The sequence below is a fragment of the Achromobacter sp. genome (assembly GCF_057314935.1).
Genome location: NZ_DBHKZA010000057.1, coordinates 1 through 12,105, shown reverse-complemented (window position 1 = coordinate 12,105; position 12,105 = coordinate 1). Strand labels below are relative to the sequence as shown.

Annotated in this window: 13 protein-coding genes and 1 pseudogene; 5 read left to right on the top strand and 9 right to left on the bottom strand. The window is 66.2% G+C overall.

Annotated features, from left to right (window positions below; translation table 11 throughout):
* A partial coding sequence (locus ACO6D5_RS20150) for a carbamoyl-phosphate synthase domain-containing protein (RefSeq protein WP_485826348.1) occupies nt 1-575 on the bottom strand: 575 nt, incomplete at its 3' end.
* Between the two features lie 242 nt (nt 576-817).
* Here ACO6D5_RS20150 and tal point away from each other — a divergent pair.
* Entirely contained in the window at nt 818-1,771 is a 954-nt protein-coding gene (gene tal / locus ACO6D5_RS20145; protein WP_485826338.1) for a transaldolase, read from the top strand.
* A gap of 51 nt (nt 1,772-1,822) precedes the next feature.
* On the opposite strand, the gene ACO6D5_RS20140 is transcribed toward tal, so the two are convergent.
* Complete coding sequence (locus ACO6D5_RS20140) at nt 1,823-2,350, bottom strand: carboxymuconolactone decarboxylase family protein (RefSeq protein WP_315527530.1); 528 nt, start codon at nt 2,348-2,350, stop codon at nt 1,823-1,825.
* A gap of 98 nt (nt 2,351-2,448) precedes the next feature.
* Between ACO6D5_RS20140 and ACO6D5_RS20135 the strand changes: the two genes are divergently transcribed.
* The 4 genes from ACO6D5_RS20135 to ACO6D5_RS20120 are packed head-to-tail and all read left to right on the top strand — an operon-like array spanning nt 2,449 to nt 6,271.
* On the top strand, nt 2,449-4,638 hold the full coding sequence (locus tag ACO6D5_RS20135; RefSeq protein ID WP_485826337.1) for an ATP-binding protein: 2,190 nt from the start codon (nt 2,449-2,451) through the stop codon (nt 4,636-4,638).
* A gap of 26 nt (nt 4,639-4,664) precedes the next feature.
* Nucleotides 4,665-5,021 carry a response regulator gene (locus ACO6D5_RS20130; RefSeq protein WP_315527732.1) on the top strand — a complete coding sequence of 119 codons (357 nt, stop codon included), beginning with the start codon at nt 4,665-4,667 and terminating at the stop codon, nt 5,019-5,021.
* A gap of 14 nt (nt 5,022-5,035) precedes the next feature.
* Nucleotides 5,036-5,686: a hypothetical protein gene (locus ACO6D5_RS20125; RefSeq protein ID WP_485826336.1), complete on the top strand. Its 651-nt coding sequence runs from the start codon at nt 5,036-5,038 to the stop codon at nt 5,684-5,686.
* A 9-nt stretch (nt 5,687-5,695) separates the two neighbouring features.
* A complete protein-coding gene (locus ACO6D5_RS20120) occupies nt 5,696-6,271 on the top strand; it encodes a biliverdin-producing heme oxygenase (protein WP_315527537.1) in 576 nt (191 codons plus the stop codon).
* Nucleotides 6,272-6,314: 43 nt separating this feature from the next.
* Here the strand turns inward: ACO6D5_RS20120 and ACO6D5_RS20115 are convergent, their stop codons facing one another.
* The 7 genes and pseudogenes from ACO6D5_RS20115 to ACO6D5_RS20085 form a co-directional block, all read right to left on the bottom strand.
* Complete coding sequence (locus ACO6D5_RS20115) at nt 6,315-7,109, bottom strand: ABC transporter permease (protein WP_006222859.1); 795 nt, start codon at nt 7,107-7,109, stop codon at nt 6,315-6,317.
* Between the two features lie 3 nt (nt 7,110-7,112).
* The gene (locus ACO6D5_RS20110; protein ID WP_315527543.1) at nt 7,113-7,922 is read right to left on the bottom strand and encodes an ABC transporter ATP-binding protein; all 810 of its coding nucleotides are present in this window, start codon (nt 7,920-7,922) and stop codon (nt 7,113-7,115) included.
* Nucleotides 7,915-8,955, bottom strand: coding sequence for an ABC transporter substrate-binding protein (locus ACO6D5_RS20105; RefSeq protein ID WP_315527546.1), 1,041 nt, complete (start codon nt 8,953-8,955; stop codon nt 7,915-7,917). Before ACO6D5_RS20105 ends, ACO6D5_RS20110 begins: the two co-directional genes overlap by 8 nt.
* 11 nt (nt 8,956-8,966) lie before the next feature.
* Nucleotides 8,967-10,226, bottom strand: coding sequence for a CoA transferase (locus ACO6D5_RS20100; RefSeq protein ID WP_315527549.1), 1,260 nt, complete (start codon nt 10,224-10,226; stop codon nt 8,967-8,969).
* Between the two features lie 68 nt (nt 10,227-10,294).
* Nucleotides 10,295-10,903: a recombination mediator RecR gene (recR, locus tag ACO6D5_RS20095; RefSeq protein ID WP_315527551.1), complete on the bottom strand. Its 609-nt coding sequence runs from the start codon at nt 10,901-10,903 to the stop codon at nt 10,295-10,297.
* A gap of 21 nt (nt 10,904-10,924) precedes the next feature.
* Nucleotides 10,925-11,251, bottom strand: coding sequence for a YbaB/EbfC family nucleoid-associated protein (locus tag ACO6D5_RS20090; protein ID WP_006221090.1), 327 nt, complete (start codon nt 11,249-11,251; stop codon nt 10,925-10,927).
* A 44-nt stretch (nt 11,252-11,295) separates the two neighbouring features.
* Nucleotides 11,296-12,105: pseudogene (locus tag ACO6D5_RS20085) on the bottom strand (DNA polymerase III subunit gamma/tau); the annotation flags it as partial.

The following is a 12,105-nucleotide window of genomic DNA, read 5'->3' as shown; positions in this document are numbered from 1 at the left end:
ACGACGTGGAACTTGGACTGGTCGGGCTTGGAGAAGCCTTCACCCAGTTGCCAGGTGCCTTCGGTCCATTCGCTGCTTACCTTGGTGGAGACGACCTTGGCCAGATCCTGGCCGGCCATGCCGGCAAAGCCCTTGGCCAGTTCGACCGCGCGCTCGGCGTCGGTGCCAACAAAGATGCAGGCGCCTTGAGCGCCTTTTTCACGCAGGATGCGCGTGAGCTTGCGGGTGTCGATGCCGGAAATGGCGACGATGCCCTGCGCGGCCAGATAGTCGGGCAGGGATTGCGTGGAACGGAAGTTCGACACGCGGGCGGGACAGTCGCGGACCACCAGTCCGGCGGCATAGACGCGATTGGCTTCCACGTCTTCGGCATTGACGCCGGTGTTGCCAATATGCGGATACGTCAGCGTGACGATCTGGCCGCTATAGCTGGGATCGGTGAGAATTTCCTGGTACCCGGTCATCGCGGTGTTGAACACCACTTCGGCAACGGTATGGCCAGGCGCACCGATCGACACGCCTCGAAAAATGGTACCGTCCGCCAGAGCCAGAATTGCAGGAGGGAAGCGGTTGATCCCCTCGGGAAAAAGTTGCGGCAGCACAGTAAACCCCGGTTGTAGAATCGATAATCAAACCTTCGGATTATACTCCGACAGGCCGAAATTCCCGGCGAACCGCGCCAAATAAGGCCCGTAGCCGCGATTTGCCCTTTGCGGCGCGCGTGCCCGGCCTCGCGCAATTGGACGACGGCAGCCAACACCGGGCAGTGATACGCTAAGGCACCTTCAACCCTTGCCGTTGTGAGCCGTATCTGCCCATGTCCAGCCAACTTGACGCCCTGCGCAATCACACCACCGTTGTCGCCGACACGGGGGATTTCGAAGCGATGAAGGCGCTGCGTCCCACCGACGCCACCACCAATCCGTCCCTGATTCTGAAGGCCGTCCAGCAGGATGCCTACCGGCCGCTGCTGGAGAAAACGGCCCGCGACCATGGCGGCGCCTCGACGCCTGAGCTCGTGGACCGCCTGCTGGTCGCCTTTGGCCGCGCCATCCTGAACATCGTGCCGGGTCGCGTGTCGACCGAGGTGGATGCCCGCCTGTCCTTCGACACCCGCGCCACCATCGAGCGCGCCCGCGGGCTGATCGCGCTCTATGAAGCCGCCGGCGTGCCGCGCGAACGCGTGCTGATCAAGATCGCCTCCACCTGGGAGGGCATCCAGGCCGCCCGCGCCTTGCAGGCTGAAGGCGTGCGCTGCAACCTGACGCTGCTGTTTTCCTTGCCCCAGGCCGTCGCCTGCGCCGATGCCAAGGTGCAATTGATTTCGCCCTTTGTCGGCCGCATCTACGACTGGTACAAGAAAAGCGCCGGCGCGTCCTGGGTGGAAGCCGACAACGCGGGCGCGCGGGACCCCGGCGTGCTGTCCGTGACGCGCATCTACCGCTACTACAAACAGCACGGCATTCCCACCGAAATCATGGGCGCGAGCTTTCGCAATGCAGGGCAAATCGTGGCGCTGTCGGGCTGCGACCTGCTGACGATCAGCCCCGATCTGCTGAACCAGCTGGCCAGCGCGCCCGGCGACGTTCCCGCGCAATTGCGCGCCGACGACACGGGCGAACCCATCGCGCGCATCGGGTCGGACGAAATCACATTCCGCACCCTGCTCAACGAGGACGCCATGGCGACCGAGAAGCTCTCGGAGGGCATCCGCCTCTTCGTGGCGGACGCGATCAAGCTGGACGCGCTGATCGACGCGCAGCGCGGCTGAAGCGAATCGGGGGCAGCGGGCCTTGCCGGCGCGCGCGCCCCTTCCCCGCCCCTAGCGGTGGTCGTGCGAATGCACTTGCAGCGCTTCCAGGAAGCGCGACACCATGTTGTACGCCGCGACCGTCGCGGTCAGCTCGACGATGAGCTTATCCGACCCCATTGCCGCCCGCGCCGCCTGGAACACCGGTTCCGGCACCTGCACCTGGCGGGTCATCGCATCGGTATAAGCCAGCACCGCCTTTTCGCGTTCGCCGAACAGGTCCGAGTCTTCCCAGGCGTCCAGCGCATCCAGCTGCGCTTGCGAAACGCCCTCTTTCAGCGCGATCGGCGCATGCTGGTCGGCCTCGTAAGGCGCGCCATTGATCGCCGCCACCCGCATGATCACCAATTCGCGCAGGTCGCCGGGCAGCGTGCTCAACTGGCGGATCGAGGTCAGATAGTTCAACCAGCCGCCCGCAACCGCCGGGCTGTGCAGCAGCATCTGGTACAGGTGCAGGACGCTGCCGCGTTCGGCGACGATGCGATCGACCAGGGGCCGTGCTTCGGGATGAGTCAGATCGGCGTAGGGAAGACGGGCCATGGAATCTCCATATAGGTGACGGGGCTGCAAATGCACACATTCATACAATATATTTGACATAATGACAGCACATTGCGCGTCCCCGGTATATACCCAGAATGAATGCGCCCACCCAATCCGTTCCACCCGTCACGCTCGCGAACTGCGATAGCGAACCGATACACGTACCGGGCGCCATCCAGCCGCTGGGCGCGCTGATTGCGTTCGACGCGGACGGCAACTTGCGGTTCGCCAGCGAAAACGCGCCCGACGTGCTGGGTGCGCCGCTGACCCTGGGCCAACCCTGCGCGCCCGGCGCGCTGCCTCCCGCCCTGGCCCACTACCTGGCCGTCTGGCTGGGCAATCCCGACCCTATCTTCGACCCGTTGACCATCGCGCTGAATCACGCGACGTTCGACGTGATCGGCCACCGCAACACGGACGGCCTGACGATCATCGAGCTGGAACTGCGGGTGGACGACACGGGCATCGCCGACCCGGCGCGCATCTACCGCAGCATCGAACGGGTGCGTGGCCAGCGCGACATCCAGGGCCTGCTGGAAAGCGCCGTGCGCGAGGTGCGCCGCGCCACCGGCTTCGACCGCGTCATGGCCTACCGCTTCCATCCTGACGACAGCGGCGAGATCGTGGCCGAGCAACGCCACGAATCGCTGGAGGACTGGGTGGGACGCCGGTATCCGGCCGGCGACATCCCGGCGCAGGCGCGCCGCCTGTACACCGTCAACACCTTGCGCCAGATCGCAGACGCCCGCTATACGCCGATCCGCGTGCTGGGCGCGCCTGGCTCGGATCCACGGCCGCTGGACATGAGCTTTTCCGCGTTGCGCAGCGTGTCGCCGATCCATCTGGAATACATGGCGAACATGGGCGTGCAAGCGTCGATGAGCCTGTCGATCGTCATTGATGGCCGGCTGTGGGGCATGATCGCCTGCCACCATCATTCGCCGCGCCCGATCCCCTACCCGGCGCGCCAGGCCTGCGAAGCGCTGGCGCAAGTGCTGTCGGCCGCGCTGGCCAATTTCGAAGGCAGTGAGCGCGCCGCTCAGGCGCGCCGCAATGCGGCGCTGGTCAGCGAACTGACCGAACGCGTGTCCGCGTCGGAAAACCTGCATCTGGCGCTGTCCGCCGGCCCCACGACGCCCGCTTCGCTGATCCCGAACGACGCCGCGCTGTGCCTGTGGGGCAACAGCGTCACCGTGTTCGGCGGCATCGCGCCGCGCGGCGAGTTGGCGGGCATCCTGTGCGCGCTGGACCAAAGCGGCCAGCGCCTGGTGCACACCGACAACATCGCCCGCGACTATCCTGAACTGCAGACCGATCTGGTGCCTTACGCCGGACTGCTCGCGTGCAAATTCGACCCCATGAACAATGGCTGGCTGATCTGGTTGCGCAAAGAGCAGATCGAAACGCTGGTGTGGGGCGGAAAGCCGGAGAAACAATACACCGTCGGCAATCTGGGGCCGCGCCTGACGCCGCGCGGCTCGTTCGAGGCCTGGCGCGAAGTCGTGCGCAACACCTGCACGACCTGGCTGCCCGCCGAACTGGAAGCCGCCGACAACCTGCGCGACGAACTGTCCCACATCGCGACCAGCCGCGCCGCTGACGTGGACCGGGCGCGGACCGCGCTGCTGGCCATGCTGGGCCACGATCTGCGCGATCCGCTGCAGTCCATTTCCATGGCCGCCACGCTGTTGTCCAAGACGGATTCCGGGGCCCGCATGGGCGAACGCATCCGCTATTCCAGCGGCCGGATGCAGCGCCTGATCTCGCAGGTACTGGACCTGTCCCGCCTGCAGGGCGGCATGGGGTTGGGCATCGAGAAGCGGCTGTGCAACCTGAGCGATCTCGTCAACGGCCTGATCGACGAAAAGCGCCAGGCATATCCTGGATTGCGCATCGAGCCCGAGGTGACGCCCGGCCTGGAACTGATGGCCGATACCGATCGCATCGCTCAGGTGGTGACCAACCTGATGAGCAATGCACGCCAACACGGCGCCCCGCGCCAGCCCATCCAAGTGCTGGCACGGCAGGTAGGCGACAATATCGAATTGCGCGTCGTGAACCACGGCGCGCCCATCGCGGAAGAGGTGCTGGCGCACCTGTTTTCGCCTTTCAAACCTGAGTCGATGGGCCATTCGCGTAACCGCAATGGCCTGGGGCTGGGCCTGTACATCGCCGATCAGGTCGTGCGCGACCATGATGGCGAGATCGCGGTCGAATGCCGCGACGGGCTGGTCATTTTCACGGTGACGCTGCCGCGCGACCTGCGCGACGCGCCCGCTCTTTGATTTCTGGAGGTACCCTTTTGAACGACGTGCGCGCGATTCGCGTCCTGCTGGTTGACGACAATGAAATGGGCTCGGAGCTGCTTGCCGAGTTCCTGGCGCTTTCCGGAGTGGAAACGCGGTGCGCCGCCACCGGTGAAGCCGCCCTGGAACTGGCCGACAGCTTTGCGCCCGAAGCGGTGCTGGTGGACATCCTGCTGCCCGACATGGACGGCTACGAATTGGCCACCCGGTTGCGCGCGCGCGCCAGGGACACCCGCATCTATGCCCTGAGCGGACTGGCCCGCCAGGAACGGCGCGACGACACGGAAGGCATGTTCAACGGCTGGATCGAAAAGCCCGCCGATCCCGACGCGCTGCTGGCCATCCTGCGCCAGGCGCACTGAACGTGGCGCCCCCGATGCCGACATCTGATCTCCTGGAAGCCCTGGCAGCGCATGGGGTGCGCCTGAAGGTGCTGGCCCAGGTCTTTCCCGTGCTTCGCCACGAGGTGGTCGGCCCGCTGTCCAACGCCACATTGGCGGCTGCGATGCTGCGCCAGAGCCCTGAAGGCGCCAGCGCCGACGCCCTGCAGCAACGCTGCCACCGGTTGGCCGGCGACCTGACGGGCATGCTCGAAGACAGCGTCGCCATCGTGCGCGACCTGGATCAATGGCTGGTGGATCAAGGCGCGTGCGCATCGGCCGACGCCTTGCTGCGGGAATGCCGCAAGCTCATGTTCTCGCACCTGCTGCTGTCCGGGCGCAGCGTCACCTGGTCCGAAGACATCGCCGAAGTCGAGCTGCCGCAATTCGCATCGCGCTACCTGCTGCTGGCGTGGTTGCTGTGCCTGCTGCCGGCCCTTCCCGCCGGCGCGGCGCTGACGCTGGATTTTTCGCATGCCGATGCCTGGCACGCCCGTTTCTCCGCGGCCCCGGACTTCAGCGACGTCCAGCCCACCGGTTTCGATCCGCAGGAAGTCGACCTTCTTGCGGCCGCATCAGGCTGGCGCCTGGAGCGTCAAACGCATGGCTGGTCGCTCCACCTGCCTGCCCCCACCCTCGACAAGTGAGTGGCCGACATGATTTCCCCCGTTCATCAGGTGCTTCGAGAAGGCACGCGTGACAGGCACGAAACGCTGGACCAGGGCCTGGCCCTGACAAGCGGCGACGTGGACCGCGCCGATTATCTGAATTACCTGCGCGCCTTGCTGGGCTGGCTGGAACCGCTGGAGCAGCGGCTTTGGCAGTTGGACTGGCCGGACAGCCTGCAGGCGCATACGCGCGCTGGCAAGAGCGATTGGATCCGCGCAGACCTGGCCGATGCCGGAGATGCGGCGCCCGTGCCGCAATGCGCGGATGCGCCTCGGGTGCTTGCGGCAAACGCTTACGCCTTGGGCGTGGCCTACGTGGTCGAGGGATCGCAATTGGGAGGACGCTTCCTGGCCAAGCACCTGGCCGACGTCACTCCCGCCCTGCCGCTGCGCTATCTGCGCGGCTACGGCGAACAGGTGGGGCCGATGTGGAAAGCGTTCCTGCAGTATCTGGACAGCGAAGCCGGGGCCCGAGGCAGCGAGGCCCACGCCCTGCAAGGCGCCCGCGACGCGTTTGACAGCCTGACGGCCTGGCTGCACAGCCGGCAGGCGCTGCGAGCCTGAGCCGCCCGCGCGGCGGCTGATGCGCCGCCGCCGGACAGCTTGCCTACAGCTTTTCGGTTTCGCCCGATTTGGGCTGCCACTTCATCAGGCGCTTTTCACCGATGCCGACGATGTAGTCCAGCACCAGCGCGAATGCCGTCAGCACGACGATGCCCGCAAACACCGTGTTCACGTCGAACGTGCCTTCCGCTTGCAGGATCAGGTAGCCCACCCCGCTTGCCGAGCCCAGGTACTCTCCCACCACGGCGCCCACGAAGGCCAGGCCCACGGACGTATGCAGGCTGGAGAATACCCAGCTGGTGGCGGACGGCAGATAGACGTGGCGCAGCAACTGGCGCTTGCGCGCGCCCAGCATGCGGGCATTGTCCAGCAAGGTCGGGCTGACTTCGCGCACGCCCTGGTAGACGTTGAAGAACACGATGAAGAACACCAGCGTGACCGCCAGCGCCACCTTGGACCAGATTCCCAGCCCGAACCACATCCCGAAGATGGGCGCCAGAATGACGCGCGGCATCGAGTTGGCGGCCTTGATGTAGGGATCGAGGATGGCGCTTGCGCGCGGCGACAGCCCCAGCCACAGGCCGAAGCCCAAGCCGGCGATGGTGCCGATGAAGAACGCCAGCACGGTTTCGGTCAGGGTCACCCACAGGTGGGTGTAGATATCCGCGTTGGTGACGAACCAGGCCCAGATGCGGCCCCAGACTTTCAGCGGCTCGCCAAAGAAGAACGCCACCTTGGAGTCGCGCGAGGCGAAATGCCAGACGCCCAGGATGACGACCAGCAGCAGCAGTTGCCAGAAGCGCAGGCTGGCGGAACCGGATTTGAATGACTTCGACATACCTCAGGCTCGCTTCTGTTGGGCATAGCCCTTGAGCACTTCTTCGCGCAGCACCGCCCAGATGGCGGTATGCAGCTCGACGAAACGCGGATGGGCGCGCACCTCGGCCACGTCGCGCGGACGCGGCAGGTCGATCGCGAATTCGCCGATCGGATGCGTGCCCGGCCCTGCCGACAGCACGATCACGCGGTCGCTCATCGCGATGGCTTCATCCAGATCGTGCGTGATGAACAGCACAGCCTTGCGTTTGGCCATCCACAGTTCCAGCACCTCGTTTTCCATCAGCTGGCGCGTCTGGATGTCCAGGGCGGAGAACGGTTCGTCCATCAGGATGATGTCCGGATCGCGGATCAGCGTCTGGGCCAGCATCGCGCGCTTGCGCATGCCGCCCGACATCTGGTGCGGATAACGTTGCTCGAATCCGCCCAGGCCAACCCGGCGCATCCACTCGCGGCCTCGCTCCAGCGCTTCCGGACGCGGCACGCCGGCGAAGTCCAGCCCCGCCACCACGTTGTCCAGCGCGCTGCGCCAGGGCAAGAGCGCCTCGCCCTGGAACATATAACCCGCGCGGGAATTGATGCCGGACAACGGTTGCCCGAATACTTTCACCTGGCCCGACGACGGCGCCAGCAAACCGGCCCCGACGTTGAGCAAGGTGGATTTTCCGCAACCGGTCGGCCCCACCACCGACACGAACTCCCCTGGCGCGATGGCCAGGGTCGTGTCGCTGACGGCGGTGTAGCGCTGTGACCGGTCGTCACGCGACACAAAGGTGCAACTGATATTTTCCAGCGACAGCGCGGCTTCAGCCATTGGCATACTTCTCGTTGGCGCGACGGGCGAAATCGTTGGTCCAGACCTTGGAAGGATCGATCTTCGCGCCGTCGAAGTCCGCCTGATAGGCCGCCAGGGCCTTCAACGCGGTCGCGGCGCCGTCTTCGGGGATCATGCCGTCGGGCGACAGGCCTTCCAGGCTCTTGGCGATGGCAGCCTTGTAGACGGCCGGATCGCCCAGCAGATAGGTCTCCGGCACGATCTTGGCGATCTCGTCGGGCCCTGCCTTCTGGATCCACTTGTCCGCGCGGACCAGCGCATTCGTCAGCGCCTGCGTCGTGTTCGGATTGGCGTCGATGAACGCCTGCGGCGCGTACAGGCAGCCGGCCGGCATGTTGCCGCCGAAGATGTCCTGGGTGTCTTTCAGGGTGCGCGTGTCGACGATGATCTGGATGTCGCCCGGCATTTCCAGCATCGACACCACAGGGTCGGTGTTGGAGATGGCGTCGATCTGGCCGCTGCGCAATGCCGTCACGGCTCCCGCGCCGGCGCCCACGCCGATGATGGAGACGTCGGATGCCTTCAGGCCGTGCTTGGCCAGGAAGAAGCTGACCACCATGTTGGTGGACGAGCCCGGCGCGGTCACACCGATCTTCTTGCCCTTCAAGTCGGCGGGGCCCTTGTAGTTGGGCAGGTTCTTCTTGGACACGCCCACGCCGATCATCGGCGCGCGGCCCTGCAGCACGAAGGCGCGGTAGGCCTGGCCCTTGGACTGCATCGCCAGCGTGTGCTCGAACGCGCCCGACACGACGTCGGCGCTGCCGCCCACCACTGCCTGCAACGCCTTGGAGCCGCCGGCAAAGTCGGCGATGCTGACATCGAGGCCTTCATCCTTGAAGTAGCCGCGGGCTTCTGCGATGGACAAGGGCAGGTAATAGATCAGGGGCTTGCCGCCCACGGCGATCTGGACCTTGGTCTTTTCAAGCTTCTGTGCGCGCACGATGGCGGGCGCCATGCCCATGACGCCGGCAGCGCCGGCCATCTTGAGCAAGTCACGGCGGGTAACTGACATGTGGTTGTCTCCTAATTGTCGGGTTTACCGATAGCGCCGGTCTTCGCCAGCTCATCAATAGCCGCTGAATCATACCCCAGCGATTTCAGGACTTCCTCCGTATGTTCCCCTAATGCCGGGCCCACCCAGCGCGTCTGGCCGGGGGTCTCCGACAGCTTGGGAACCACCGCCGGCAGCTTGACGGGACTGCCGTCGGCGAAGTGGTGCTGTTCGATCATCCGGCGCGCCAGGAACTGCGGATCGCTGAACATGTCGGCCACGCTGTAGATCTTGCCGACGGGCACGTCCGCGCCTTTGAGCACGCCCAGCGCCTCGTCGATGCCGCGGCCGCCGCACCATTGCTGGATGGCGCCGTCGATCTCTTCGACGCGGCGCGCGCGCCCGTCGTTACGCACCAGATCGGGATCCTCGGCCAGGTCGTCCCGGCCGATGGCGCGCATCAAGCGGTGGAAGATGGCGTCGCCGTTGCCCGCGATGACGACGTTCTGGCCGTCGCGGGTGGTGTAGGTATTGGACGGCACGATGCCCGGCAGCGCGCCGCCGGTGCGCTCGCGCACCACGCCGGCCACGTCGTATTCGGGGACCAGGCTTTCCATCATGTTGAAGACGGCCTCGTACAGGGCCACGTCCACCATCTGGCCTTGCCCGGCCTGGCAGGCCTCGCCCGTCTTGCCGTTCCAGCGGCCGCCCGTGGCGTCGCGGTGGCGCAGCGCCATCATGGCGCCGATCACGCCATGCAGCGCGGCAATCGAGTCGCCGATGGAAATGCCGACCCGCAGCGGCGGCCGGTCGGGATGACCGGACACGTAGCGCAGGCCGCCCATCGATTCGCCGATGGCGCCGAAACCGGGCTGGTCTTTCATGGGGCCGGTCTGGCCGTAGCCGGACAGCCGCACCATGATCAGCGCGGGATTGATGGCGCGCAGCTGCTCGAAGCCCAGGCCCCATTTCTCCAGCACGCCCGGCCGGTAGTTCTCGACCACGACATCGGCGTCCAGCGCCAGCTTGCGGGCGATCTCCTGGGCGCGCGGGTCTTTCAGGTTCAGGGCGATGGATTGCTTGTTGCGGGCCTGCACCGTCCACCAGAGCGAATTGCCCTCGTGCAGGTGGCGCCAACTGCGGATGGGGTCTCCGCCGCCCGTGCCGTCAGGGCCATGCGGCGTTTCCACCTTGATGACATCGGCGCCGAATTCGCCGAAGATGCGCGCGGCGAAGGGGCCGGCGATGAGCGTGCCGAGTTCCAGGACCTTGAGTCCGGTCAGCGCTGACATGGTTTGTCTTCCTCACGGTTGCCACGCCAGTACGTTGCCAGCGGGCTTTTGATATGGCGAGCCCTGCCTTATGTCGTCTTACGCTCCATCAGCGCCCAGGCGATGGTGCCGGCGTCCACGTATTCCAGTTCACTGCCGGCCGGCACGCCACGCGCCAGGCGCGTGACGCGCAAGCCGCGCTCCCCCAGGGCTTCGCCCAGGAAGTGGGCCGTGGTTTCGCCTTCGGCGGTGAAGTTGGTGGCCAGGATGACTTCCTGCACCACGCCATCGGTGGCGCGCTTGATGACGCGATCGAAATCCAGTTCGCGCGGGCCGATGCCCTCAAGCGGCGCCACCCGCCCCATCAGCACGTAGTACAGGCCACGATAGCCGTGGCTGGACTCGATCATGTTCTGGTCGGCCGGCGTTTCCACGATGCACAAGAGCGAAGGATCGCGCTTGGGATTGGCGCAGGTGCCGCAGACCTCTTCTTCCGAAAAGCTGTTGCACCGCGCGCAATGCTTCAGATCCCGCACGGCGCCGGCCAGCGCCTGCCCCAGCATGTCCGCGCCTTGCGGGTCATGCTGCAGCAGGTGGTACGCCATGCGTCTGGCCGATCGCACGCCCACGCCGGGCAGGCGCCGCAGCGCCTCGATCAGCGACACCAGCGGTTCAGGTTCAGGCAGTAAGGGATCCATTGCAGCCCAGAGCGGCGTCGATCAGAACGGCAGCTTCATGCCCGGGGGCAGCGGCATGCCGGCGGTAACGCCCGCCATCTTTTCCTGCGACGTGGTTTCAGCCTTGCGCAGCGCGTCGTTGAACGCGGCGGCGACCAGGTCTTCCAGCATGTCCTTGTCGTCGCCCAGCAGCGACGGATCGATCACGACGCGCTTGACGTCGTGGCGGCAGGTCATGGTGACCTTGACCAGGCCGCCGCCGGAGGCGCCTTCGACCAGGATCTCAGCCAGCGCGTCTTGCGCCTTCTTCATGTTTTCCTGCATTTGCTGCGCCTGGCGCATCAGGCCGGCCAGTTGTCCTTTCATCATGATGGATGTTCCTTGAACGAGGGGAATGAGAGATTGCCGCCGCCTCAGGCAGCGGCTGGGGGATCAACGTGGCGGATGGAGCCGGGTACGACCTGGCCCCCGAAATCGGCCAACAACGCTTGTACAAAAGGATCGACGGCCACGGCGTCTTCCGCCGCCTGCTGGCGCGCGGCGCGCTCGGCCTTCGCCACGGCATGCGCCGTGGCGTCGCCCGTGATGCCGACTTCCACATCCAGCCGGATGCCCTGACCGAAATGTTCGCACAGGACGGTTTGCAGGCGGACCCGGCTTTCGCTTTCGGCCAGCGTCTTGACGGCCACGCGCAGGACGATCGCATCGCCCTGCACGCCGGCCCATTCGCTCTGGCGCGCCAGTTCCGCCGCGAGTCCGGTGACGGGCAGGCGCGCGGCCAGTTCGGGCCAGCCGGCGGACGTCATGTCCGTCATGCGGGCGCGCGATTGGCCTGAGCCGCCGGCGCGCTTGCGCGCCGGCGCCGGGCCTTCGCGCCGGGCCGGCGCGGCCGTGACCGGTGCGGCGGACGGCGCGCTGGCCAGGGTTTCGAAGTCGTCGTCGTCCGGATCGGACGTAAAGCCGCCGTCCGGGACAAAGCCGCCTTCGGCTTCGAACGGGATTTCTTCGTCGACCCAGGAGGGCGGGCCGCCGTCATCGGACTCGGGCGGCGCGCTGGCCAGCACGGCCGCCACCGCGGGAGTGACCGCCAGCGCCGCGGAACCGGCGGCCTTGGCGGCAGCAGCAGTATCGGGCGTTACGGACGCCTCGGCCGGCAAGTCTTCCCAAGGCGGCACGCTGTCGCTTGAGGCGCCTTGCGGGGCGGAAGAGGCGGATTCAGGGTC